Annotated in this window: 19 protein-coding genes and 2 tRNA genes; 2 read left to right on the top strand and 19 right to left on the bottom strand. The window is 70.4% G+C overall.

What is annotated here, in order from left to right:
- Positions 1-27 precede the first annotated feature (27 nt).
- From proB to rplU, 4 genes are read right to left on the bottom strand one after another with little or no spacing between them, the layout of a single operon-like run.
- Positions 28-1,146, bottom strand: coding sequence for a glutamate 5-kinase (gene proB, locus FSYMDG_RS07510; protein WP_013872960.1), 1,119 nt, complete (start codon positions 1,144-1,146; stop codon positions 28-30).
- Positions 1,143-2,711 (bottom strand): GTPase ObgE, encoded by a 1,569-nt coding sequence (gene obgE / locus FSYMDG_RS07505; protein ID WP_013872959.1) that lies wholly within the window; start codon positions 2,709-2,711, stop codon positions 1,143-1,145. The genes proB and obgE overlap by 4 nt, the downstream gene beginning before the upstream one ends.
- Positions 2,712-2,759: 48 nt before the next feature.
- Entirely contained in the window at positions 2,760-3,029 is a 270-nt protein-coding gene (rpmA, locus tag FSYMDG_RS07500) for a 50S ribosomal protein L27 (protein WP_013872958.1), read from the bottom strand.
- 6 nt (positions 3,030-3,035) lie between these two features.
- On the bottom strand, positions 3,036-3,353 hold the full coding sequence (gene rplU, locus FSYMDG_RS07495; protein ID WP_013872957.1) for a 50S ribosomal protein L21: 318 nt from the start codon (positions 3,351-3,353) through the stop codon (positions 3,036-3,038).
- Between the two features lie 508 nt (positions 3,354-3,861).
- Here rplU and FSYMDG_RS07490 point away from each other — a divergent pair.
- Positions 3,862-4,425, top strand: a complete 564-nt coding sequence (locus FSYMDG_RS07490) for an MFS transporter (RefSeq protein ID WP_131792620.1) — start codon at positions 3,862-3,864, stop codon at positions 4,423-4,425.
- A gap of 126 nt (positions 4,426-4,551) precedes the next feature.
- Here the strand turns inward: FSYMDG_RS07490 and FSYMDG_RS07485 are convergent, their stop codons facing one another.
- From FSYMDG_RS07485 to FSYMDG_RS07415, 15 genes are all read right to left on the bottom strand, one after another.
- Positions 4,552-7,281, bottom strand: a complete 2,730-nt coding sequence (locus FSYMDG_RS07485) for an Rne/Rng family ribonuclease (RefSeq protein WP_013872955.1) — start codon at positions 7,279-7,281, stop codon at positions 4,552-4,554.
- Positions 7,282-7,926: 645 nt separating this feature from the next.
- Positions 7,927-8,688, bottom strand: a complete 762-nt coding sequence (locus FSYMDG_RS07480) for a TIGR03936 family radical SAM-associated protein (RefSeq protein ID WP_013872954.1) — start codon at positions 8,686-8,688, stop codon at positions 7,927-7,929.
- Positions 8,672-10,684 carry a TIGR03960 family B12-binding radical SAM protein gene (locus FSYMDG_RS07475; RefSeq protein ID WP_013872953.1) on the bottom strand — a complete coding sequence of 671 codons (2,013 nt, stop codon included), beginning with the start codon at positions 10,682-10,684 and terminating at the stop codon, positions 8,672-8,674. The genes FSYMDG_RS07480 and FSYMDG_RS07475 overlap by 17 nt, the downstream gene beginning before the upstream one ends.
- 189 nt (positions 10,685-10,873) lie before the next feature.
- Positions 10,874-12,097: a rod shape-determining protein RodA gene (gene rodA, locus FSYMDG_RS07470; RefSeq protein WP_013872952.1), complete on the bottom strand. Its 1,224-nt coding sequence runs from the start codon at positions 12,095-12,097 to the stop codon at positions 10,874-10,876.
- 56 nt (positions 12,098-12,153) lie between these two features.
- Positions 12,154-14,535: a penicillin-binding protein 2 gene (gene mrdA, locus FSYMDG_RS07465; protein WP_050803728.1), complete on the bottom strand. Its 2,382-nt coding sequence runs from the start codon at positions 14,533-14,535 to the stop codon at positions 12,154-12,156.
- 41 nt (positions 14,536-14,576) lie between these two features.
- Complete coding sequence (gene mreD, locus FSYMDG_RS07460) at positions 14,577-15,107, bottom strand: rod shape-determining protein MreD (protein ID WP_013872950.1); 531 nt, start codon at positions 15,105-15,107, stop codon at positions 14,577-14,579.
- A 9-nt stretch (positions 15,108-15,116) separates the two neighbouring features.
- The gene (mreC, locus tag FSYMDG_RS07455; protein WP_013872949.1) at positions 15,117-16,106 is read right to left on the bottom strand and encodes a rod shape-determining protein MreC; all 990 of its coding nucleotides are present in this window, start codon (positions 16,104-16,106) and stop codon (positions 15,117-15,119) included.
- Between the two features lie 48 nt (positions 16,107-16,154).
- Positions 16,155-17,186, bottom strand: coding sequence for a rod shape-determining protein (locus FSYMDG_RS07450; RefSeq protein WP_013872948.1), 1,032 nt, complete (start codon positions 17,184-17,186; stop codon positions 16,155-16,157).
- Positions 17,187-17,720: 534 nt separating this feature from the next.
- Positions 17,721-18,134, bottom strand: coding sequence for a nucleoside-diphosphate kinase (ndk, locus tag FSYMDG_RS07445; protein WP_013872947.1), 414 nt, complete (start codon positions 18,132-18,134; stop codon positions 17,721-17,723).
- 210 nt (positions 18,135-18,344) lie between these two features.
- The gene (locus FSYMDG_RS07440; RefSeq protein WP_013872946.1) at positions 18,345-19,721 is read right to left on the bottom strand and encodes a bifunctional folylpolyglutamate synthase/dihydrofolate synthase; all 1,377 of its coding nucleotides are present in this window, start codon (positions 19,719-19,721) and stop codon (positions 18,345-18,347) included.
- Position 19,722: 1 nt separating this feature from the next.
- Entirely contained in the window at positions 19,723-21,015 is a 1,293-nt protein-coding gene (clpX, locus tag FSYMDG_RS07435) for an ATP-dependent Clp protease ATP-binding subunit ClpX (RefSeq protein WP_013872945.1), read from the bottom strand.
- Between the two features lie 545 nt (positions 21,016-21,560).
- On the bottom strand, positions 21,561-22,232 hold the full coding sequence (locus FSYMDG_RS07430) for an ATP-dependent Clp protease proteolytic subunit (protein ID WP_013872944.1): 672 nt from the start codon (positions 22,230-22,232) through the stop codon (positions 21,561-21,563).
- Between the two features lie 163 nt (positions 22,233-22,395).
- On the bottom strand, positions 22,396-23,031 hold the full coding sequence (locus FSYMDG_RS07425) for an ATP-dependent Clp protease proteolytic subunit (protein ID WP_013872943.1): 636 nt from the start codon (positions 23,029-23,031) through the stop codon (positions 22,396-22,398).
- A gap of 326 nt (positions 23,032-23,357) precedes the next feature.
- On the bottom strand, positions 23,358-24,830 hold the full coding sequence (gene tig, locus FSYMDG_RS07420) for a trigger factor (protein ID WP_013872942.1): 1,473 nt from the start codon (positions 24,828-24,830) through the stop codon (positions 23,358-23,360).
- A gap of 56 nt (positions 24,831-24,886) precedes the next feature.
- Positions 24,887-24,959 (bottom strand) — tRNA-Pro (locus tag FSYMDG_RS07415).
- A 46-nt stretch (positions 24,960-25,005) separates the two neighbouring features.
- Here FSYMDG_RS07415 and FSYMDG_RS07410 point away from each other — a divergent pair.
- Positions 25,006-25,076 (top strand) — tRNA-Gly (locus FSYMDG_RS07410).
- Positions 25,077-25,181 lie beyond the last annotated feature (105 nt).

Below are 25,181 nucleotides of genomic sequence, written 5' to 3'. Positions count from 1 at the left end.
AAACGTCGTAATGACGACGGTTTCTGCCTACGGCTTCCGTTGGAGGAGCACGATGTCGTCGCGGTGGACGATCTCCCGTTCGTAGGAGGAGCCGAGTTCCGCGGCCAGATCGAACGTCGAGCGGCCCAGCATCCCGGGCAGCTCCGCGGCGTCGTAGGCAACCAGCCCGCGAGCGACCGGCTGCCCGGACGGGTCGACCAGGTCCACCGGGTCACCTGCGGCGAAGTCGCCGTCGACCTTGGTGACCCCGGCCGGCAGCAGCGACACCCGCCGGTCCACGATCGCGTTCACCGCCCCGTCGTCGAGGAACAGCCTGCCCTGCGGGGTGGTCGCGTGCTCCAGCCACAGCAGCCGGGACGCCCGCCGCGGGCCGCTCGGGTGAAAGACCGTCCCCACCTCGGCGCCGGCAAGGGCGGCGGCGGCGTTCGCCGCCGAGGTGATGAGCGTCGTGACCCCGCCCGAGGCCGCCATCCGGGCAGCATCGATCTTGGTTGCCATGCCGCCGACGCCCACGCCGGCGCTGCCGGCGCCCCGGGTGCCGACCCCCTCGAGGTCGGCGTCGTTCCGGACCTCGCGGATCATGGTGGCCGAGCCGCGCCGGGGGTTGGCGTCGTAGACGCCGTCCACGTCCGAGAGCAGGACCAGCAGGTCCGCGGACACCAGATGCGCGACGATCGCGGCAAGGCGGTCGTTGTCCCCGACCCGGATCTCCTGGGTGGCCACCGCGTCGTTCTCGTTGACAACGGGGACCACGCCGAGTTCCAGCAGCCGGTCGAGGGTGGTCCGGGCGTTGCGGTAGTGGGTGCGACGCACCACATCGGTGGCGGTGAGCAGCACCTGGCCGACCTGGTGGCCGGCGCGTCCGAACGCGGTCGCGTACCGGTGCACCAGCATGCTCTGCCCGACGCTGGCCGCAGCCTGCAGGGTTGCCAGGTCCCGGGGGCGGCGGGTCAGGCCCAGCGGCGCGAGCCCGGCGGCGATGGCTCCCGAGGAGACCAGTACCAGCCGGCCGGCCCGCGGCAGGAGCGCCCGGACCAGGGCGTCGACGCGGTCGCCGTCGATACCGCCGGCCGCGGTGGTCAGCGACGACGAGCCGACCTTCACCACGACCCGGTCGGCCCGCAGCACGAAATCACGGACGGTCACGCTCTGGCCTCGTCCGCCAGGCCTCCGGGTCCGTCGGGGCCGCCGAGGAGGCCAGAGCTGTCACGGCTGTCGATGTCATCAGGGGTGTCCGGGCCGTGCAGGTCGGCGTTCCGGCCGGCGAGGGCCTCGCGGTCACGGGCCCGGCGGGCGAGCCGCTGCGCACGGGTCAGCCGGGTGGAGGTGAGCAGTCGGTCGTCGCTGCCCCGCGGGCCGAGGGTCGACTCCGGCCCGGCCGCCCCACCTTCATGATCATCGATGATCCGGCCGGCGCGGCGGCTCAGCTGCGGTTCCCAGTCGAAAGTGACATCACCGATGGTGACCGCCACGCCGGACTCCGCGCCCAGCCGGGCAAGTTCGGCCTCCACCCCCAGCCGGGCGAGGCGGTCGGCGAGAAAACCGATCGCCTCGTCGTTGCTGAAGTCGGTCTGCCGGACCCAGCGCAGCGGCTTGGCACCGGTCACGACGAACCCGTCGTCCTGCGCACGCACGGCGAAGTCGGGTTCGTCGACCGCGCGGGGCCGAATGATCACCCGCTGGAACGCCTGCGGCGGCCGCGCGGCCCGATGCTCGGCGACCCGTTCGGCCAGCGCGAGCGAGAGCGCCCGCACGCCTTCGCGGGTCGCGCTGCTCACGGCGAAGACGTCCAGCCCACGGGCGGTGATCTCGGAGGTGACCAGCTCCGCCAGCTCACGGGCATCCGGGACATCGATCTTGTTGAGGACGACGGCCCGTGGCCGGTCGGACAGGTCCGTCGAGTAGGCCGCGAGCTCGGCCTCGATCACGTCGAGATCGGTCAGGGGGTCGCGACCGGGTTCGAGGGTGGCGCAGTCCAGCACGTGGACGATGAGCGAGCAGCGTTCGATATGGCGCAGGAACTCCAGGCCGAGCCCACGCCCGGTGCTCGCGCCGGGTATGAGGCCCGGGACGTCGGCCACCGTGTACGGGGCGTTGTCGCCGGCTTGTACCACGCCGAGGTTGGGTACCAGCGTCGTGAACGGGTAGTCAGCGATCTTCGGCCGGGCGGCGCTGAGCACCGACACCAGCGAGGACTTGCCAGCGCTGGGGAAACCGACCAGCGCCACGTCCGCGACGGTCTTGAGCTCGAGGACGGCGTCCAGCTGCTCCCCCGGCTCCCCGAGTTCCGCGAACCCGGGGGCTTTGCGCCGAGTGGAGGCAAGCGCTGCGTTGCCACGCCCACCCCGCCCGCCGCGGGCGACGACCACCGAACTACCAGCGCCGACAAGATCGGCGATCTGCTCGCCGTCCGGCCGCAGGACGACGGTGCCGTCCGGTACGGGCAGGACAAGGTCGGCGCCGTCGGCGCCGTGCCGGTTGGAGCCCTGGCCGGGCCGTCCACCAGAGGCCCGCTGGTGCGGGTGGAAGTGGAAGTCCAGCAGGGTGGTCACGTCCGGGTCGACCCGGACGATGACATCACCGCCCCGGCCGCCGTTGCCGCCGTCCGGCCCACCGAGCGGCTTGAACTTCTCCCGGTGGACCGACGCGCAGCCATGCCCGCCATCACCGGCGGTGACGTGAAGGATGACGCGGTCAACGAAGGTGGGCACCGCACCGCTGCCTTCCTCAACCGCGGCCGACCGGCAACACCCGCCTGATCAGGCGGACAGAAGCTCCTCGACGGGTATGACGTTGATGACCCGGCGTCCCCGCCGGGTACCGAACTGGACATGCCCGGCGGCCAGCGCGAACAGTGTGTCGTCGCCACCGCGGCCGACCTGCGCGCCGGGGTGGAAGTGTGTGCCGCGCTGCCGGACGATGATCTCGCCGGCGTTGACGTACTGGCCGCCGAAACGCTTCACACCGAGACGCTGGGCGTTCGAGTCGCGGCCGTTGCGCGACGAGCTCGCGCCCTTCTTGTGCGCCATGTCGCTTCAGGCCTTCCCGGGCTCGATACCGGTCACCCGCAGCCGGGTCAGCTTCTGGCGATGACCCTGCCGCTTGTGGTAGCCGGTCTTGTTCTTGAACTTGTGGATCCTGATCTTGGGACCCTTGACGATCTCGACGACCTCGGCGGTCACCTCGACGGACGCGAGCGCGTCCCTGTCGTGGGTCACCACGTCGCCGTCGACAAGCAGAAGCGCGGGCAGACTGACGGCCGCACCCGGCTCGCCCGGAACGAGCTCGACGTCGACGACATCGCCGACGGCGACCTTGTGCTGCTTGCCGCCGCTGGCCACGACCGCGTACACCGGTTCTCCTTGCTGAAGTCGGACGGGCATTGGAGCACCCGAGGACGGGGCGGCCCGACCGCTGATCGGACACCGCCACCCTCAGAGGCTCTGACTGGCGCGGCAGAACACCCCGCGCCTAGCCCCGATTGCACTACCTTAACACCGCTGGCCAACCACACCGCCGCTGGCCAGAACACGCCGCTGGCCAGAACACCGCCGGCCAGCCGTTGATCAGTTATCTGACCAACCACACCGACGCCGACGGCCGACGTGAACCGCCACGACGTTACCACCATGCCGGCCAGCCCCCGCGGCGGCACATACCGGCCCGCACGACAGGCCCGTGGCGCAAGGCGCCCACACCCACCCAGCAGGCGCATCCGGCCATGGCACGGATGAGCCATGGCGTCCCGCTCACCAGCACGCAACCATCGACGCTGGAGAGGGCTGCCCGGGCCGACCGGCAGCCGACACGACAGCTCCAGCCAGACGGGGGTGCACGGTGGGGTGGGTCACGGTGGGGTGGGTGGGGTGGCAGGTCGTGATCTGGGGCGCTGGTGCCGTGACGGTCACTGCCGTCCTGACCGCCGGCTGGCCGCTGCTGACCGCGGCCCACGCCACGGACCCGCCGCGACGGTCGGCGACGATCGCGGCGTCCACTGTCGTCATCACGACCGTGGCCGGGATGGCCGTCAACGACCTGGTCGGTCTTCCCGCCGCGTTCCGCGCCCTGTGTGCGCTGGGTACGGCGGGCGCCGCGTGCTGGCTTGCGGTACAGGCCCGCGGGCTGGCCACGACCGGTGGCTTCGCCGCAAGGACCGGGACTGGGAAGGCCGAGAAGACCGACGGTGACCCTGACGGGGACGCCCTCTGCGCCCAGGACGACGTCGTCCAGGCTCTGGTGGTCGCCGCCTACGCCCTGCAGATGGGGGACAACCACCGCGCCAGCGACGCCGTCGACGGCGCGCTCCAGCGGTCCCGGGCCGCCTTGGACGCGCTGCTACGCGAACGCCAACGGGGTGACTTCGTCCGGCGGGAGCCGGTGCGGTCGTACCGGACGGTGGCGGACGTGTCCGCCGCCCGGCACTGAAACCGGCACCAGGACCGGCGCCGAGACCGGCGCTGGAAGCAGGCGGCAGCGGGCTCCCCGCCGACGGCGGGCCGCCCATCGCCGGGATCCTGGCCCGCAGCCAGGATCCCGGCGATGGGCGGCCGGTCAGCTCTCGCGTGCCGCGCCCCCGACCGTCTCCAGGTCACCCGACGTGCTCTCCTGGGGTGGCGCGACAGCCCGCGAGGCACGCCGGCGGCCGGCGCGCGCTCCTGATGAACGGGATCCGTTCGATGACGGGCCCGAGCCGTTGGCCGCGCCGTCGTGGCCGGCCGTGTCACGCACGGCATCGTCACGAGCGGCATCGTCACGAGCGGCATCGTCACGCACGGCCCTGTCACGAGCGGCCCTGCCACGAGCGGCCCTGGTGCCGGGAGCTGCGCCGCCAGGGGCCGCGGTGTCGGGAGCGGCTGGCACGGCGTCGGCCGGGGCGGCCCCGGGCGCCTGGGCATCCGGGGTGGCGGCGCCCGATGCCGCGCCGGCCGTTGCCACCGCGTCTGCCACCACCGGATCTGCCGCCGCGGTGCCTGTTGCCGCACCTGCCGCCACGGCATCCGATGTCGTGCTGCCGGTCGGTGCCGGCGCCGACACCGGCGGGTCGGCCGGCACGCCCCGCGCGGGCGCGGACGCGCCGTCCAGGTGCAGGATCACCCCACGCCCGCCGCAGTGCGTACACGGCTCGCTGTACGCCTCCAGCAGTCCCTGACCGACTCGTTTGCGGGTCATCTGCACCAGCCCGAGGCTGGTCACCTCCGCGACCTGGTGACGGGTGCGGTCCCGGCCGAGGCACTCCGTCAGGCGCCGCAGGACGAGTTCGCGGTTGCTCTCCAGCACCATGTCGATGAAGTCGATGACGATGATCCCGCCGATGTCTCTCAGCCGGAGCTGACGGACGATCTCCTCGGCGGCCTCGAGGTTGTTCTTGGTGACCGTCTCCTCGAGGTTGCCGCCCTTGCCGGTGAACTTGCCGGTGTTGACGTCGATGACCGTCATGGCCTCGGTACGGTCGATCACCAGGGAGCCGCCCGAGGGCAGCCAGACCTTGCGCTCCAGTGCCTTGGCAAGTTGCTCGTCGACCCGGTACTCGTCGAAGACGTCGACCGGGCCGGCCTGCCGGCGGACCCGGTCACGCAGGTCCGGCGCCACCATGTCGACGTAGTCCTCGATCATCGTGGCTTCTCCCGCTCCCTGCACGACCAACTCGGCGAAGTCCTCGTTGAAGATGTCCCGGATCACCCTGATCACAAGGTCGGGCTCACCGTAGAGCAGCGCCGGGGCGGTGGCCTTCGTCGCCTTGCGGCAGATGTCCTCCCACTGGGCCGACAGGCGAGCGACGTCCCGGGCAAGCTCCTGCTCGCTGGCGCCCTCGGCCGCGGTCCGGACGATCACTCCCCCGTCCTCTGGAGTGATCTTCTTCAGGATCGCCTTCAGGCGGGCACGCTCGGTGTCCGGAAGCTTACGGCTGATCCCGGCGTTCTGCCCGTCCGGCACGTAGACCAGGTAGCGGCCGGGGAGACTGACCTGGCTGGTCAGCCGCGCCCCCTTGTGACCGATCGGGTCCTTGCTGACCTGGACGACGATCGACTGGCCGGACTTCAGCACTTGTTCGATCTTGCGGGGCCGGCCGTCGAGCCCGCTGGCGTCGTAGTTGACCTCACCGGCGTACAGGACGGCGTTGCGCCCCTTGCCGATGTCGACGAACGCCGCCTCCATGCTGGCGAGCACGTTCTGGACCCGGCCGAGGTAGACGTTGCCCGCGTACGACCAGGAACTGGCCCGGGTGACGAAGTGCTCGACAAGCACCCCGTCCTCAAGTACCGCGATCTGGGTGCGGTCGCCGGCGTTACGGACGATCATGCGCCGTTCGACCGCTTCCCGGCGGGCGAGGAACTCGGCCTCGGTGACGATCGGCGGACGGCGCCGACCGCTGTCCCGGCCCTCCCGCCGGCGCTGCCGCTTGGCCTCCAGCCGGGTCGAGCCGCTGACCCCGCGGACCTCGTTCGCGCCACGGACCTCGTCGTCGCGGGTCCGTCCCTCGCGCACGTGTACGACCGTCACCGGCGGGTCGTCAGGCGCACCGTCGTCGACGAGCGCGGCACCGTCCCGTCGGCGCCGACGGCGCCGTCGGCGCGAGCTGCCCGGCAGCCCTTCCTCCTCCTCGAGGGCTGCGCCGGCCGGGCCGGTCTGCCCGGACCGGGACTGCTCGGACTCGTCGGACTCCGCCGGTTCCCGGTCCGCCGCCGATCGTGGGTCGTCAGCCCCGGAGCGGCCGGAATCGGCCGTGCTGTCCAGGCCGCTTTCGTCAGAACGGCCACGCGCCCCGCTGAAGGCTGCGGTGTCCAGCTCGTCGATGTTGTCGGTCTCCTCGTCGGCGCGAGCCCGGCCGCGGCCGCGCCGGCCGCGCCGGCGCCGGCGCGTCGAAGCGCTGTCGCCGCTGTCGTCGGCCGCCGGATCCGTCTCCGTCGGCGCGTCGGCATCGGTGTATCCGGCGAGCTCCAGCTCAGGTTCGTGCTCGGGATCGTCGTCGACGCCCGAACCGGTACCGACGGCCGGCCGCGGTTCGGGCTGCGCGTACCGCCGGTCTCCACCGGTACCGGTGGACGGGCCGGCCGTGGCGGTGGACGCCCCATCGGAGCCGTTCGCGGCGTCCCCGTTCACCCTGTCGGCACCGAACGCGGAGCCGAACGAGAAGGTGTCGGCGCTGGTCGGCGAGGACTCGCGGCGGCGGCGCTGCACCAGCTCGATCGCGGCGGGCTCGGGCGCCTGGAAGGTCACCGTCGTGACCGCTCGGCCGAGGCGTGGCCGTGGCTGCGCGGCCGGGGCGATGTCGCCGGTCACCGGCGTCCGCGGTCCGTCGGTCCGCGCGGCCACGGAACCGCTAAGATCAGAACGGGAGAGATCAGATTCGGGCGCGGCCGGCCACGACCGGTCGGAACCGGTGGGCTGGACAGCCGTCACTCGCGTTGCCGACGGCTCTGTTGTCGACAACGGCGACAACTCTGCCGGCGATGGCTCAGCCGGCTCCGCCGGTGGTGTTGACGGCGCCGTCGTCGACGTGGCCGGTGTCGCTGACGCTGTCGTCGACGGCACGGCTGCCGGTTCCGGCGGATCGGTTCTCGCGGTGGCCGGCTCGCTGGCCACGTCGCTGACGGCTACCGGCTCGTCCGGTGACGACGGCGTACCGGATGACTCGGTCGTGGCAGGTGACTCGGTCGGGACCTCCGCGCTGATGTCGACGGCGGTTTCGGCCCCGTCTCCGGTCAGGACCTTGGGCGGGGGTCCGGCTGATCGTCCGGCAGCGCGCCGCCGTCTCGGTGCTGGACGAGTGGTAGGTGTCTCATCGGAGCCTGTCAAAATGTCTTCGGGCACGGGTTATGAAGCCTCTCGGGGTCCCCGGGCGCGCTGCTGTCACAGTCGCGACCGCTCAGGAACCACTGTCTCGGTCCGGCGGCGTACCACCAGCGAATCCTGCGACACCCTGCATCACGCATCGATTCGACCGACCAGCCGTTCCGCGTCGTCGCGGTCCGGCATGAGCGGATCCGCCACGGTGCCATCCGCCAGCAGCCGACCTTGCCCGAGCCGCAGCGGTTCGGGTGGTACTGGCGGCCGAAGGCCGGCGACCACACAGAGGGCGGTCAGCATGTCGTCGGGTCGTACGGCGGGCGTCGTGTGCCGCACAACCGTATCCAGTATCGCACACGTGTCGTTCTCCGCACGGCAAACCATCAAGACCACTGCCTGACGGACATCGAAGCGCCGATGTCCGTCCTTGATGACCCGCTCCACCTCGACCAGGTCACGGGCGAGCAGTGCGTCGACGGCGGCGGCCAACGCGGCGGGCGCGACACCCGGCAGCCGAACCCGCCAGCGCGACGCGTCCACCAGCTCCGCCAGTGGCGTCGCGGTCGCCAGCGCGCAGGCCACCACGTCCAGTCCGGCCGGCAGGGCCGCGTCCAGCGCCTCCCCCAGCGCCCGGGGCTGGCGATGCTCGGCCAGGGCGAGCTCGACGTACTCGGCCTCGCTGGCGGCGCCCGTGGGGGCGGCGCCCAGCCAGGAGATGCGCGGATGCGGGCTGAAGCCCGCCGAGTACGCCATCGGGACGTCCGCGCGCCGCAGGGCACGCTCGAAGGTCCGTGCGACGTCCCGGTGGGACAGAAAACGCAGCCGTCCCCGCTTGGCGAACCGCACCCGCACCCGCGCGACGACCGGTGGCGGGGGCGGGCCCTCAGGACGCCGCGGCATCGGCCGGCCTGCCGAGGTTGCCCGAGCCGCTGGGGCTGCCGGGACCGCCGGGCCGGGCCGGGCCGGTCGACACGAGCGGCAGGAGGGTCCGGCCGGTCGGGCCGATCTGGGTCTGCGTACCCATGGTCGGGCAGACCCCGCAGTCGTAGCAGGGCGTCCAGCGGCAGTCGTCCAGCTCGGCCCCGCGCAGCGCTTCCTGCCAGTCCGACCACAGCCAGTCACGGTCGAGGCCGGCGTCCAGGTGGTCCCAGGGCAGTACCTCGCGCTCGTCGCGCTCACGGGTGGTGAACCAGTCGAGGGAGATCCCCAACGGTTCCAGCTCCGCGGCGCAGGCCTTCTCCCAACGCTCGAAGGAGAAGTGCTCGCTCCATCCGTCGAACCGGCCACCGTCGCGCCATACCCGTTCGATCACCGCGCCAACCCGGCGGTCACCGCGAGCGAGCAGGCCCTCGATCATGCCCGGACGGCCGTCGTGGTAACGGAAACCGATCGATCGTCCCACCTCCCGGTCGCCGCGGATGGCGTCGCGCAGCAACCGCAGCCGGGCGTCGGTGACCTCGTGGGAGGCCTGGGCCGCCCACTGGAACGGCGTGTGCGCCTTGGGCACGAAGCCGCCGATCGACACCGTGCAGCGGATGTCGCGGTGTCCGCTGGCCCGCCGCCCGGCCCTGATCACCTCGCGGGCGAGGCCGGCGATCGCCAGCACGTCCTCGTCGGTCTCGGTGGGCAGGCCGCACATGAAGTACAGCTTCACCTGCCGCCAGCCCTGGGCGTAGGCGGTGCTGACCGTGCGGATCAGGTCCTCCTCGCTGACCATCTTGTTGATGATCCTGCGTAGCCGTTCGGAGCCGCCTTCCGGAGCGAAGGTCAGCCCGCTGCGACGGCCGTTGCGGGAGAACTCGTTGGCCAGCGTGACGTTGAACGCGTCCACCCGGGTCGAGGGCAGGCTGAGCGAGGTGTGGGTGCCCTCGTACCGGTCGGCCAGGCCCTTGGCGATCTCGCCGATCTCGCTGTGGTCGGCGCTGGACAGCGACAGCAGCCCGACCTCGGTGAACCCGGAGGCGGCCAGGCCCTGGGCGACCATCTCGCCGACGGTGTCGATGCTGCGCTCCCGGACCGGACGAGTGATCATCCCGGCCTGGCAGAAGCGGCAGCCCCGCGTACAGCCGCGGAATATCTCCACACTCATCCGTTCGTGGACGGTCTCCGCCAGCGGGACCAGCGGCGCCTTCGGATACGGCCAGGCGTCCAGGTTGCTCACGGTGTGCTTGGCCGGCCGGTCCGGCACCCCGGGACGGTTCGGGGTGACCGCGCGGATCCGGCCGTCCGGTCGGTAGTCCACGTCGTAGAAGGACGGCACGTAGACCAGCCCGCGCCGGGCCAGCCGCATGAGCAGTTCCGTCCGCCCGCCGGGGCGTACAGCGGGCTGGCCGGCGGTCCTGAAGGCACGGACTACGTCCGTGATCTCCAGGACCGCCTGCTCCCCGTCACCGAGGACGACCGCGTCGACGAACGCCGCGATCGGCTCGGGGTTGAACGCCGCGTGCCCGCCCGCGATGACGATCGGATGCCGCTCGTCCCGGTCGGCTGCGTGCAGCGGGATGCCCGCGAGGTCCAGGGCGGTCAGCAGGTTGGTGTAGCCGAGCTCTGCGGCGAAGCTCACCCCCAGCAGGTCGAAGTCACCGACCGCGCGGTGGCCGTCCACGGTGAACTGGGGGATGCCGTGCTCGCGCAGCAGTTCCTCCAGGTCCGACCAGACCGAGTAGGTGCGTTCGGCCAGGACGTCCGGCTGCTCGTTGAGGATCTCGTAGAGGATCTGGACACCCTGGTTGGGAAGGCCGACCTCGTAGGCGTCGGGATACATCAGGCACCAGCGAACCAGCGCGTCCTCCCAGGGCTTGACCTGGGAATTTCCTTCGCCGCCAAGGTAACGCACGGGTTTGCGGACCCGCGGCAGCAACGGCTCCAGGCGAGGGAACAGCGACTGTCCGGACATGTCCGCGAGCCTACGGCACACACGCCGGCCAGCACATGGTCACCGGCCGCCGACCGATCGACGGACGATCAATGGACGACCGACGGGCACGGCCGCCGGCCGGTGAGCCCGGCTGGCCGCGAGCCCGTCGGACCCGCCCTACCAGGCGACTGCACCGGCCCTACCGGGCGACTACAAGGCATAGGAGCGCTACAGGGCGTAGGGGTCCGAACGGGATCGGAGCCGGACGTTCTGCAACAGGCCGACCGCCAGCAGGTTCGCGAACATCGACGACCCTCCGTAGGACAGGAATGGCAGGGGCAGCCCCGTCACCGGCATGACCCCCAGGGTCATCCCGATGTTGACGAACATCTGGAACGCGAACCAGCACACCACCCCAGTAGAGATCATCGTCCCGAAGGTGTCGCCGGAGTCGAACGCGATCGACAACGCCCGCCACAGCACCACGCCGAGCAGCACCAGGACCCCGCCGGCGCCGAGAAAACCCAGCTCCTCCCCAGCGACCGTGAAGACGAAGTCGGTCTGCTGCTCGGGCACGAACTGGCCCTGGGTCTGCATCCCGCTGAACAGGCCGCGGCCGGTCAGGCCGCCGTTGGCGATCGCCGTCATGGCCTGGTCGACGTTGTAGCCGGTCGACGAGGTGTTCTGGTTGTCCCGGACGAACTCGGTCAGGCGCGCCTCCTGGTACGGCTTGAGCAGATGGAACTGCAGGATGGCCGCGCCGAAGAGGACCCCGCACAGGATGAGCCCGATCACCCATCGGCTCGGGGCACCGCTGACCGCGAGCATGCCGAGAATGACGAACACGAACACCATGACGGTGCCGAAGTCCGGCTGCATCATGATGAGTGCCATCGGCACGACCGCCAGCGCGAGCACCAGAATGACGTCCTGGTGGCCGGGGTTGAGCCTGATACCGGTGTCGCGGTCGTCGTGTTTCTCCCCGAGAATCATCGCCATCCCGAGGATGAGTGCCACCTTGGCGAATTCCGAGGGCTGCAGCTGGAAACCGGCCGGCAGGACGATCCAGGAGTGTGCCCCGTTTATCGTCGAGCCCACCAGCAGAACGGCGACCAGACCGAGCAGCGATCCCAGGTACACGAACGGCGCGTATGCCCGCAGAATGCGATAGTCGACGAGGGTCGCCACGCCCGCGAGTACCAGCCCGATGGCCAGGTTGAGCAGGTGGCGCTTGAGGAATATCTGTGGGTCGCCACCGCTCTCGATCTCGCGCTGCCGGGTGGCGGACCACACCAGCAGCGCCCCGAGCACCGCCAGCATGATCACGGAGATCTGCAGCGGCCAGTCCAGCCGGCGCAGCGGGGAGTGCCGGCCCGACGCCCGGTCTCGCAGCTGGCCGATCCTGCCGCGCGGTGGAACCGGGGACGAACGCAGGGCCGTCGGGCTCGTCATGAACCCTCCATCCATGATCGCCGATAGAAGAGCGGGTGACCCGGGGGCCCTCGACGTCAGCCGGAACCAGCGCTGGCGGGAGCCCCGGGGCTCGGGGGGACATCGGGTGGCCCGCGGACGGAGGCGGTCACCGCACCCGTGACGGCCGCGGGCGCGGGCGCCACGGCCGTACGGACGGCGGCCCCACTCACGGGGGTCGGGCCGGCGGCCACGGCAGCGATCCTCTGAACCGACACGTCCTGGACCGTGGTATCCGGGATGCTGGCACCCGGGATGGCCGCCGGCGCCGACGCGGTACCGGCGGCCGCACCGCCGGCGGTGCCGCTGGCAGTCGCACCGGCGGCGGCCGCACCGGGGGCGGCCGTATCGGCGGCGAACGTCCCGTCCCGCTCGAGGCGGGGCAGTTGCGACGGCGGCCTGCCGTCGGCGAGCGCCGCGGGGCGTCCGATGCCGTAGATGCTCTGGTAGATGGCCTTGACGGCCGGAGCCGCGTACTCGGCGCCGGTCCCGGAGTCCGGGACGGTCACGACGACGACGAACTGCGGGTCGTTCGCGGGCGCGAACGAGGCGAACCAGGAGGTGTCCCCGGTCCCCTCCACCTCGGCGGTACCGGTCTTGCCTGCGATCGGGATGGTGTCGTTCGGCCAGTCCGCGAACACCCCGGTCGCGGTCCCGCCGCCCTCACTGGTCACCCCGTGCAGGGCGTTGCGAATGTAGGCCAGCGAGTCGGGCGCGACCGGAAGCCTGCCGGCGACCCTGGGCTCGATGGCCCGTACGACGCGGCCGTCCGGGGCCATCACCGCCTTGGCCAGGGTGGGCTGGTACAGCGTCCCGCCGTTGGCGATGGCGGCGTAGGCGGCCGCGAGCTGCAACGGGCTGACCGACAGGTACTGGCCCTGCCCGATCGCGAACTGGACCGCCGCGCCTCCGTTGTACAGGTAGCCGTCGACGCACGCCTCGGCGGCGTAGCGGCGGAACCGCTCGGCCTTGGCCGGGTCGGTGACCTCCGGGTAGCCGTTGCGGGCCCGGCGGCAGTAGGAGTCCTTCAGCTCCTCCCAGATCTCCTTCGCGCCGGCCCGGTCGACGACCGACCCGGCTGTCTCGCCCGGCAGGTCGATGCCGGTGCGGCTGCCGAACCCCAGGGCGCGGGCCATCCTGACGAAGTACTCGTTGGGATCCCGGTATGGTCCGCGCCCGTTGCGCAGCCCGCCGTCGGCCAGCCATGCCTCGTAGGCGAACTGGTCGAAGATGACGTCGCAGGAGATGACCAGGGCCTGATGGAGGGCGATCGGTCCGGCGGACGACCCCTCGAAGTTGTGGAAGGTCTGGGTGCCGATCTGCAGGCTGGGCGCGCAGTCGTACTTCTTGGTGGTCGACGCGCTGAGGTTGGTCAGCGCGGTCAGGGTCGACACCGGCTTGAACGTCGACCCGGGCGCGCTCGAGCCCTGGTACGCCCGCGACAGCAGCGGAATCCCGTTGGCCTGGTCGGACAGTGCCTTGTAGTCAGCTTCGGAGACGCCCCCGACGAAGACCGACGGGTCGTAGGAGGGCAGGCTCGCCATGGCGATCACGCGACCGGTCTTCGCGTCGAGCACGACGCCGGAGGCGGTGCGCGCCCGCTCGCCGCCGAGGGAGTCCAGGGTCTTCTGCAGGGTCTGCTCAACCGCCTGCTGGACGCCGATGTCGAGCGAGAGCACGAGGTTGCCACCGCTGCGCGGCGCGGTGGCCGACGCGGTGCCCGCGACCCGCCCGAACCGGTCGACCTCGAGCCGCTGCACGCCGTCGGCGCCCCGCAGGTCCGTGTCGTAGGTGTTCTCCAGGCCGGCGACACCGACCAGGCTGTTCTGGTGGTATCCCTTGCTGGCGCCGTCGGCGTCGAGTTGCTTCTGGGTGACGGGGCTGAGATATCCCAGCTCGTGCGCGGCCAGGGAGCTCTGGGGGTACTCGCGCACGGCCTGCAGGTCGGCCGAGACCCCGGGGAACCGGTCGGGATGTTCGATGATCGCCAGCGCCTGCTGCGCGGAGACGTCCTTGGCCACCGGGACCGGCTGGTAGGGCGAGCCGTTCCAGCACGGCGGCTTCACCGTGGCGGAGCAGAACTGGATGCGCGCCCTGACGTCGGCGACGGGCATCCCGATCACACCTGACAGCCGCTCCAGCACGGCCTGTCCGGAGTCCTTCTGCCGGTCGGTGACCGACCGGTTCACCGATATGACCAGGGAGGTCCGGTTACGGACGAGGGGCCGCCCCTGGTCGTCCACGATCTGGCCACGGATCGCCGGGGTGACGACCTCACGGACCCGGTTGGTCTCGGCGAGATGGCGGTAGTGGTCACCGTCGAGTATCTGCAGGGTCCACAGCCGGGCACCAAGTGTGATCAGCAGGGATACCGCCAGGACGCGCAGGACGACCAGCCGCACCCGGATGCGGTCGTCCAGGGACGCCTCCAGGGGGCCCGGCCGTCGCGCTCGTCCTCCGATCACAGCTGCTCCCTGCGCAGGCGCCGCAGCCCGGCGGTGACCAGCGGGAAGACGACCGGGGTCAGCACCAGCGCGTAGAGCGCCGCGCCGAGCGCGCGCAGCAGCGTCTGGGTACCGGTCAGGCTCGGCTGGCCGATGATGCCGGCCATCGCGGCGTGACCGGCCGTCGCCGTCGCCGACGCGGCGGCAGCGACGGCCAGCGGCAGGTAGGCCGACCGGTCGGTCTCCTCGCCGACGAGCCCCACCCCGTACCCGACCAGCGAGAAGACCAGCGCGGTCTGGCCGAGGACGTGCGTGGAGAGCAGGTCCGCGAGCACGCCGACGCTGAAGCCGACGACCGCGCCGGTGACGGGTCCCTGGCACAGCGCCACGAAGCAGAGCACGACCAGGACGATGTCGGGGCTGCCCAGCGGCAGGCGCAGCGCGGCGATGACGGACACCTGCAGCACGATCAGGACGGCCATCACGGCGACGGTGACCACGACGATCCTGCCCCGCGGCTCGGCCGCGCGCGTACCCGTGTCCCACATGATCCCGCCTCAGCCGGTGGACGTCCTCGCCGCGGGGGCGAGCGTCGCTGTCGGGGAGATCCGCACGGGCAGGCCTGGCGACGGCGACGCGGTGGCCGGTGGCCGGGACGGCGCGGCAGCCGGCGGCGCGGCGGTCGGCGGCGGTATCGGACGTGGTGGCAGCAGCCGGTCGCCCGGATCGGTGGCGGGGCGGCCGACGACGACGCCGACGAGGTCCAGTGAACCCAGGGCGGCGAAGGTGGTGACCTCGGCCGAGCGCGAGAGCCCCCCGCCGGAGTCCAGGACCTTGGTGACGACGCCGATCGGCACCCCGCCGGCATAGTCGACGCTGCCGAACGTCACCAGACGATCGCCCGTCTTCACCTGGAGGGTGGCGTCGTAGAGGGTGAAGGTCAGGCTGCCGGAGGTGCCCCGGCCGGTCACCGCGCCGAGCAGCCTGGTGTTCTCCAGCCGGGCGCCGACGTGGCTGGCCGGGCTGGAGACCAGCCGGACCACGGTGGTGTGGGCGGTGGCGGTCAGGACGGTGCCGACCAGCCCGTCATTGTTGATCACCAGCCTGTCCGGGACGATACCGTCGGCGCTGCCGGCGTTGATCGTAACCGTCCAGTCCGTCCCCGTGATGTCACCGATCGCCACGACCCTGGCCGGGATGATCGTGTACTCTCCCCTGTCGGCGAGCAGCCGCAGGCTGGACAGCGCCGCGGCCTGCCGCCGCACCTCCTCGTCCTCGGCGAGGCGCCGGCGCAGCTCGGCGTTTTCCGCGGCGAGGGCATCCGCGCGCTTCTGGTACCGGTTGGGATGGGCCAGCGCGGACAGGGTGCGCCCGATCGGACGGGTGACCGTGCTGACCGCCCCCTCGACCCCGCCGAACGCCTCGCGCAGGGCACCGCGCACGCCGGACGAGCGCTCGCTCGAACGGTAGTCAATGGTGATCAGAGTAAAGGCCACGACGAGCAACACGATTATGATCATGCGGGAACGCCGGGTGTCACGTCCCACCACCGGCCTCCGTACCTGACCTGAAGAGAACCCCGTGCCCGCGGACGGTCAGCGACGGGGCTCGGAGATGAGTACCTGCTGCAACGCCTCGAACTCCTCTACACACTTGCCGGAGCCCATGGCGACCGAGTGCAGCGGGTTGTCGGCTATGTGGATCGGCATGCCGGTCTCGTGGCGCAGGCGTTCGTCCAGTCCGCGCAGGAGCGCTCCGCCACCGGTCAGCACGATCCCGCGGTCCATGATATCGCCGGAGAGCTCCGGGGGGCACTTGTCGAGCGTGACCTTGACCGCGTCGATGACCGCGTTCACCGGCTCCTCGATCGCCTTACGGATCTCCTCGGCGGTGACGACGATGGTCTTGGGCAGGCCCGAGACCAGGTCCCGGCCGCGGATCTCGGCGCTCGGCTCGTCCGACATCTTGTGCGCGGAACCGATGGCCATCTTGATTTCCTCCGCCGTCCGCTCACCGAGCATGAGCGAATACTCCTTCTTGACGTAGGAGATGATGGCCGTGTCCAGTTCGTCCCCGGCGGTCCGGATGGACTGGCTGGTCACGATCCCGCCGAGGGAGATCACCGCCACCTCGGTGGTGCCGCCGCCGATGTCGACCACCATGTTGCCGGTGGGCTCGTGCACGGGCAGACCGGCCCCGATGGCCGCGGCCATCGGCTCCTCGATGATGTAGACCTTGCGCGCGCCGGCCTGGTAGCCGGCGTCCTTCACCGCCCGCTGCTCGACCCCGGTGATACCGGAGGGGACGCAGACGACCAGCCGCGGCTTGGCGAAGTGCCGGCGCCGATGGACCTTCTGGATGAAGTAGCGCAGCATGCGCTCGGTGGTGTCGAAATCCGCGATGACGCCGTCCTTGAGCGGACGGATCGCGACGACGTTGCCGGGCGTGCGGCCGATCATCCGCTTCGCCTCGGTCCCGACGGCGAGGATGCCCGTCGTGGTGGTGTTTATCGCGACCACGCTGGGTTCGTTCAGGACGATTCCGCGGCCACGGACGTAGACGAGGGTGTTGGCGGTGCCAAGGTCCACGGCCATGTCACGGCCTAGGAACGACAGCGAACTGGACATCGTCGGATGCCGGCCTTCCCGGGTGTGGGGTCTGGGTGCGCACGCAGGCTGTGCGGGGTGTGCAAGGCAGGCGGTGTCCGTAACGATGTCGTGTCCACTGCTTGTTCGACGGGCCCCATCCAATAGTCCAGTAGTCCGGCAATCCAGTAGAGACGCTGTTGCAGATACCTGCTGTTGCAGACACCAAAGAGCGTAAACCGGGCCCCTCGAGCCTGCCGTAGGTGTGCGGATACGTGGCGTGCGACGGTTCACCTGCCACGCCGGGTCACCAGGCCTGTCAGCCCCGACCCGTACGATCAGTTCTAACACTCGGAGTAGCAAGGATGCTACCTGAGACAACCCGATGAAGGCGCCCGGAGTAACAACATTACGTAACCCTCACGAATGTAACCCGCATGAACCAGACCCGTACGAACTTGGACACCCACCCGTCGGGTGTGGCGCTCCGGTGGGCGGCACGCCGCCCACCGGAGCGCCACACCCGGCCTCCGTTCTCAGGGCCGAGCGGGCCCGCGGGCCGAGCGGAACCAACCGTCAGCTCAGCCCCGGGAAGAACAGGTCGATCTCACGCTTGGCGGACTCGGGCGAGTCGGAGCCGTGGACGAGGTTCTGCCCGATCTCCAGGGCGTAGTCGCCGCGCAGGGATCCCGGGGCGGCCTTGACCGGGTCGGTGGCGCCGATCAGGCCACGCGCCGCCTCGACCGCCCGTGGGCCCTCGGCCACCAGCGCGACCAGCGGGCCGGAGACGATGAAGTCGACCAGCTCGCCGAAGAACGGCTTGGCGGCATGCTCGCCGTAGTGGGTCTCGGCGACCGAGCGCTGAAGAGTGCGCAATTCGAGGGCGACCAGGGTCAGCCCCTTGCGTTCCAGCCGGCCGACGACCTCGCCGACGAGGCCACGGCTGACGCCATCGGGCTTGACCAGAACGAGGGTGCGTTCGACGGACACGGAACTCCTTCTCCTAGCTGCTCGCGTGGACAGCCGCGGTCCTCCGACGGCTGCTGTGGACCTTATCCACCGCCACGCCACGTTATCCACCGCCACGCCACGTTCGGCTCACTGGCAACATCTACCAGCTGACATCTACCGGTCAACTTCTGCCGGTCGACATCTACCGGCCAGCAGACGTCGGCCAGCGGGTGCCGGTCAACCTACCCGTCAGCGACGCAGCAGGTGCCGAGCCTCCCCCACCGTCACCAACGATCCGGTCACCACAATCCCGGCGCCGCCGAGGTCACCGTCCCGTTCGGCCAGCCGGACGCCGGCATCGAGGGCGTCGTCCAGGCGGACGGCGACCTCCACCCGGTCGGGGCCGAAGACGTCCACCGCGACCGCCGCGAGGTCGTCGACGGGCATCGCCCGTGGTGATCCGCTCTGGGTGACGACGACGTCGTGCAGCACCGGTTCGAGGGCGGCGAGGATGCCGGCGGCGTCCTTGTCGGCGAGCATCCCCACGACGCCGACCAGGCGATCGAAGCCGAACTCCTCGTCCAGCGCCTGGACGAGCGCCCGCGCGCCCGCGAGGTTGTGCGCGCCGTCCAGCAGCACCGTGGGCGAGCGGCGGACCACCTCCAGGCGCCCCGGGGAGTCGGCCTGGGCGAAGCCGGCCCGCACCGCGTCGATGTCGAGCGGCTCCCGGCCGCCGCCGAGGAAGCTCTCGACGGCCACCAGCGCGCATGCGGCGTTGTGCGCCTGATGCTGCCCGTGCAACGGTAGGAACAGGTCCTCGTAGACACCACCGAGGCCACGGATAGCGATCACCTGACCACCGATGGCGATGGTACGACCGAGCACCCCGAACTCCAGCCCCTCCCGCGCCACTGTCGCCCCCACCTCGGCGCACCGGCGCAGCAGCACCTCGGCGGCCGGCAGCGGCTGCTGGGCGAGCACGACGAGCGCGCCCGGATGAATGATCCCGGCCTTCTCCGCCGCCACCGCCTCCGGGGTGTCCCCGAGCTCCGGATGGTCGATGGAGATCGGGGTCACGACCGCCACTCCGGCGTCGATGACGTTGGTCGCGTCCCAGGTCCCGCCCATCCCGACCTCGACGACGGCGACGTCGACCGGCGCGTCCGCGAACGCGGAGAAGGCCATCGCGGTCAGCAGCTCGAAGAAGGTGACCCGCTCCGGATGCCGGCCGTCGACGAGCTCCGCGTACGCGATGACGTCGTCGTAGGCCCGGGTGAAGACCTCCGGCACGGCGGGCCGGCCGTCCAGGCTGATGCGTTCGGTGACGCTCTCCAGATGCGGGGAGGTGTACCGGCCGGGTCTGATCCCGAACGCGCGCAGCAGCGAGTCCGCCATCCGGGCGGTGGAGGTCTTGCCGTTGGTCCCGGTCAGGTGGATCGACGGGTAGGCCCGCTGCGGCCGGCCCAGCAGGTCGACAAGGTCACGCATGCGGTCGAGGTCCGGGAGCATGCGGTGCGGGAAACGTCCGGCCAGGGCCTTCTCGACCCGGGCGAGACCGCCGTCGTCGCTCAGCAGACCCTCGTCGCTCGGGCCCGCGCCGCCCGGGCCGGCGTCGTCCGCTCCCACGTCAGGCCGACTTCTCCTGGCGAGGGGTCCGCTTGGACGAGGCGACGTCACGGTCGCGCGGCACCAGCGTCGGGTTGACGTGTTCCAGGACGACCTCGCGCGTCACCACGGCCCGGGCGACGTCCTTGCGGCTGGGGATGTCGTACATGACCGACAGCAGGACCTCTTCCATGATCGCTCGCAGCCCGCGGGCGCCGGTCCCGCGCAGGATCGCCTGGTCCGCGATCGCGTCGAGGGCGTCCGCGGTGAAGTCGAGGTCGACCCCGTCCAGCTCGAACAGTTTCTTGTACTGCCGGACCAGCGCGTTCTTCGGCTCGGTGAGAATGCGGATCAACGCTTCCCGGTCGAGGTTCGAGACGCTGGTGATCATGGGCAGGCGACCGATGAACTCGGGAATCATCCCGTACTTGAGCAGGTCCTCCGGCATGACGTCGGAGAAGACCTTCGCGGCGTCCGGATCGTCCTTCCCGTGCAGAACCGCCCGGAATCCCAGGGATTTCTTGCCGATGCGTGCGTCGATGATACGGTCAAGTCCGGCAAAAGCTCCACCCACGATGAACAGGACATTTGTGGTGTCTATCTGGATGAATTCCTGGTGGGGGTGCTTGCGACCACCCTGGGGCGGCACGCTCGCGGTCGTCCCCTCCAGTATTTTCAGCAGCGCCTGCTGAACCCCCTCGCCGGAGACGTCCCGGGTGATACTCGGGTTCTCCGACTTACGCGCGATCTTGTCGACCTCGTCGATGTAGATGATGCCGGTCTCGGCCTTCTTGACGTCGTAGTCGGCGGCCTGGATGAGTTTGAGCAGGATGTTCTCGACGTCCTCGCCCACGTAACCGGCCTCGGTGAGCGCCGTCGCGTCCGCGATCGCGAACGGGACGTTGAGCATCCGGGCGAGAGTCTGCGCGAGCAGTGTCTTGCCGCAGCCGGTGGGCCCCAGCAGCAGGATGTTGCTCTTGGCGAGCTCCACGTCACCCTTGGCGTCGCCGCCGGCCCCACCGGCCTGGACCCGCTTGTAATGGTTGTAGACGGCAACCGACAGGATCTTCTTGGCCTGCTCCTGGCCGACGACATAGCTGTCCAGAAACTCGTAGATCTCGCGGGGCTTCGGCAGCTCGTCCCACTTGAGATCGGAGGATTCCGACAGCTCCTCCTCAATGATCTCGTTGCAGAGATCGATGCACTCGTCGCAGATGTAGACACCGGGCCCGGCGATGAGCTTCTTCACCTGTTTCTGGGACTTGCCGCAGAACGAGCACTTGAGCAGGTCGCCGCCGTCACCTATGCGTGCCACCGAGGACTCAGTCCCTTCGTCCAGACGATGGTGTCGCCTGCAGGTCAGGGGCGGCCGGGCCGCCCAGTCGTCGCCTGTCTGTTACTATCCTGCCCGCGTTACCGACTGTTGCACATGCCGGCGACATCGGGCTGATGGCCGTCACATCCTCGTGTGGGGACCGTACCCCGTACAGACGCCCGGTGAGAGCCCTATCGCGCGGCTCGCGCAGATCAGCCCACGGTCCGGCGGCCGCGTCCGCGGACGCCCGCGCCGTACGGATTGAGCCCGGGCACGCCGTGGGCACGGCAGCCAACGCGCCGACCGGCCGTCCATTTGATCACCTGCCACCCGATACACGCCCGACATCGTGATGAAACAGCCCCGGACGCCCCCACGGACGGCCGGGGGCAACACGATCGCATGCCTTCCGCGCCCTGGACACCCGGGGCCGCCCACCGCGGCGGGCCGGCGGGGCTGGCCCGCCGGCCGCGCGGTGCCCGGCTCCCCCGGCCGTCCGGGGGGCGAAAGCAACGCAGTCATGGTTTTCGCCGCGCCGGGGGTCGCTACCGGGTGGCCGACGAAGCGGCTGCCAGCTGGGAGGACTTGCGCGTCGAGATGACCTCGTCGATCAGCCCGTACTCCTTGGCCTCGGCCGCGCTGAGTATCTTGTCCCGCTCGATGTCCCGGCGGATCTCCTCCTCGCTGCGGCCGGTGTGCCGGGCGTATATCCGCTCCAGCAGCGCACGCATCCGCAGGATCTCCCGAGCCTGGATCTCCAGGTCACTGGACTGGCCCTCGCCCTGCCCGGACGGCTGGTGCAGCAGGATGCGGCTGTTCTCCAGCCCGAAACGCTTGCCCGGGGTGCCGGCGGCGAGCAGCACCGAGGCGGCCGATGCCGCCTGCCCCATGCAGATCGTCTGGATGTCGGGACGGACGAACTGCATGGTGTCGTAGATCGCCGTCAGCGCGGTGAAGGAACCGCCCGGAGAATTGATGTAGATCGAGATGTCGCGGTCCGGGTCCTCGGACTCCAGGAACAGCAGCTGCGCCATCACGTCGTTGGCGGACGTGTCGTCGATCTGCACGCCCAGGAAGATGATGCGCTCGCGCAGGAGCTTCTCGTAGGGATCGAGAGCGATCTCGCCCCGGCTGGTCCGCTCGATGACGCGCGGCAGGACGTATCGGCTGACGGGTTGACGGCTGGTGTCGCCCTGACCGGTGATCGTCTGGTTCATGTCCGGGTGCCTCCCCGACGGCTTGTGATGATCGGTGGCAGATTCGACGGTGCGGGCCGAGCGTCCCGCATGTTCTTCGAGCCGGTCCGGTGGGTGGTGGCCTGGTGGATGTCGATCGATCCGCGCGGTCGACGTCCACCAGGACGGCCCGGCTCGACCGGGACTAGCTGACCGCGCTCTCGCTGGGCACCTGGCGGGCCTGCGATACCACGTGGTCGACGAATCCGTAGTCCTTGGCCTCCACGGCCGTGAACCAACGGTCGCGGTCGGAGTCCCGCTCGATCTGCTCGACGGGCTGGCCGGTGTGGAACGCGATCCGCTCCTGCATCATCCGCTTGGTGTAGAGCATCTGCTCGGCCTGGATCGCGATGTCGGACGCGGTACCTCCGATACCACCGGAGGGCTGGTGCATCATGATCCTCGTGTGCGGCAGCGAGTAGCGCTTGCCCGCCGTGCCCGCGCACAGGAGGAACTGGCCCATCGACGCGGCAAGGCCAAGAGCCACCGTCACGATGTCGTTCTCGACATACTGCATGACGTCGTAGATCGCCATGCCCGCGCTGACCGAGCCGCCGGGGGAATTGATGTACAGGGAGATGTCCCGATTCGGATCCTCGGCGCTGAGCAGCAGGAGCTGGCCGATGATCGTGTTGGCGATCTGGTCCTCGACCACCGAACCCAGGAAAATGATCCGTTCGCGCAGCAGGCGGTTGAAGACCTGCTCCTCGAAACCGGCCCCGTTCGACCCTGGCGAGCGAAGCTGCGGGACTGCCAGGCTCGGGGCTGCGATATCACTCACGGTTAACTCCTCGGCTTCCTCGCGCTGGCGGCGGTTGATCTGACCGGCTCGACACTATCTGTGACTCGCGTCGGTTCCGGGAGTTCACGCTCGATGTTCGCGCTGGGCGTGAGGGCCGGCCAGTCCGAAATCTGATCAATTCGGACATCGAGGCATCATACAGGCGCCGGATGGACGGCCGGCCAAGGCCCCGGGGGCCGGCTACCAGTCGGGCGCTACCAGCCGGGCGGGGTCAGGTACCGGTCGGGCGGACGAGGCACCGGGGTCAACCCCCGGACGGTCCTCGTCCACCCGGCGACGGTCAGTCAGGGGTGGTGCCGGGACGCTCAGACGCCGGGTGTGGGGCCGACCTGGGTGTCACCGGCCACCTCGTCGTCGTCATCGTCATCGCGGGCATCGCCGTCGACATCGTCGACATCGGCGTCGTAGGCGCTGCCGGCATCGGCGTCGGCGGCGTCGTCGACATCGTCGACTGCCGGCTCCGGCCGGCGGGGCAGGTCCAGCTCCACCGCGTTGCCCTCGGCGTCAACGACCTTCACCTGCTCCAGCAGGAAGGTGAGAGCCTTGCCGCGCAGGGTGTCCGCCATGATCGAGGCAAGGCCCTCGCCCTGGGAGATCTGCTGGGCGAAGACCTCCGGGCTCAGGCCCGCGCGTTGCGCCCGGCCGATGATCTGCTCCATCAGCTCGCCCTGCTCGACGCCGATCTGCTCGATATTGATCACCGCGTCCAGGATGAACTGGGAGCGCAACGCCCGCGCGCCCAGCCGCCGCAGCTCGTCGAGGTACTCCTGCTCGCTCTGGCCGAGCGACTCCAGGTAGGCGGCCCGCTCGAGGCCGAGGCGCTCAAGCTCGTGGGAGAGGCGGTGCTCGCGGGCCTCGACCTCGCTGTCGAGGACCGACTCCGGCACCGGCACGTCGAGCCGCTCGATCAGATCGTCAAGGATGCGCTCCCGGGCCTGGTTGAGCTGGTTGAGCCGGGCCCCCTGGCCGAGGCTCGCCCGGACGTCCTCGAGCAGCTCCGCCAGCGAGTCGAACTCGCTGGCGGTGGTCGCGAAGTCGTCGTCGAGCTCGGGCAGCTCACGCTCCTTGACGCCGCGGACGGTCGCCGTGACCTCAGCCGACTTCCCGGCGTGCTCCCCGGCCAACAGCTCGGTCTGGAACGTCCGGCTCTCGCCCTCGGAGACACCGGTGATCGCCTCGTCGAGGCCCTCGACAAGATCGCCGCTGCCGACCTCGTATGACAGGCCAGCGGCGTCGGCGCCCTCGACGGTCTCCCCGTCGACGGTCGCGGTCAGGTCGAGCGAGATGAAGTCACCGGCCTGGACCGGCCGCTCCACCGGCCTGAGGACGGCGAACCGCTCCCGCAGCGTCGTCAGATGGGCCTGGACCTGCTCCTCGGTGACCTCGGCAGCGTCGACGGTGATCTCAACGGTGCCGTACTCCGGCAGGGCGATCTCCGGGCGGACGTCCACCTCGGCGGTGAACACCAACGGGGCGCCGTCGGCGAACGAGCTGATGTCGACCTCGGGCTGCGAGAGGACGTCGACCTCCTCCTGGCGCACCGCGTCGGTGTAGAACCGGGGCAGTGCGCTGTGGATGGCCTCCTCCAGGATCGTCCCCCGGCCGAGGCGCTGGTCGAGGATGCGCGGCGGCACCTTGCCCGGCCGGAAGCCGGAAACCCGGACGTCCCGCGCGAGTTTGCGGTAGGCGGCGTCGACAGAGGGCTTGAGCTCGTCGAAGGGCACCTCGACGGTCAGCTTGACCCGGGTGGGACTAAGGGTTTCCTTGGTGGCCTTCACGGCGCGGCTAACTCCTGATGCGGCGGTGGATCGGATGGACGCGCCGAGATTACCGGTCGGGGCGGGGAGACTCGAACTCCCGATCTCCTGCACCCAAAGCAGGCGCGCTAGCCACTACGCTACGCCCCGTGGCGTTGCTCCTCCATCCTACGGGGTAGAGTCTCTGGAACGTCCCGCGGGTGTAGCTCAATGGCAGAGCCCCAGCCTTCCAAGCTGGCCATGCCGGTTCGATCCCGGTCACCCGCTCGTTCGCGCCGCCCCTGGTCAGGGCCACACCCCGGCCAGGGTGGCGATCTTTGTAGCACGGCGATCCTTGTCGTGTCGTCGGCCCGCGCGGTGTCCGGCCCGGTT

The sequence above is a fragment of the Candidatus Protofrankia datiscae genome, assembly GCF_000177615.2.
GTDB classification, from domain to species: domain Bacteria; phylum Actinomycetota; class Actinomycetes; order Frankiales; family Frankiaceae; genus Protofrankia; species Protofrankia coriariae.
Note: the sequence above shows the minus strand (reverse complement) of the source record. Positions and strands in the feature narration are given on the sequence as shown.

What these genes read in the sequence shown, in the direction of transcription:
- FSYMDG_RS07475 (WP_013872953.1), bottom strand. Translation starts at nt 10,684, where the DNA reads ATGTCCGGACAGTCGCTGTTCCCTCGCCTGGAGCCGTTGCTGCCGCGG.
- mreD (WP_013872950.1), bottom strand. Translation starts at nt 15,107, where the DNA reads ATGTGGGACACGGGTACGCGCGCGGCCGAGCCGCGGGGCAGGATCGTC.
- FSYMDG_RS07480 (WP_013872954.1), bottom strand. Translation starts at nt 8,688, where the DNA reads ATGCCGCGGCGTCCTGAGGGCCCGCCCCCGCCACCGGTCGTCGCGCGG.
- rpmA (WP_013872958.1), bottom strand. Translation starts at nt 3,029, where the DNA reads ATGGCGCACAAGAAGGGCGCGAGCTCGTCGCGCAACGGCCGCGACTCG.
- rodA (WP_013872952.1), bottom strand. Translation starts at nt 12,097, where the DNA reads ATGACGAGCCCGACGGCCCTGCGTTCGTCCCCGGTTCCACCGCGCGGC.
- FSYMDG_RS07450 (WP_013872948.1), bottom strand. Translation starts at nt 17,186, where the DNA reads ATGTCCAGTTCGCTGTCGTTCCTAGGCCGTGACATGGCCGTGGACCTT.
- FSYMDG_RS07430 (WP_013872944.1), bottom strand. Translation starts at nt 22,232, where the DNA reads ATGAACCAGACGATCACCGGTCAGGGCGACACCAGCCGTCAACCCGTC.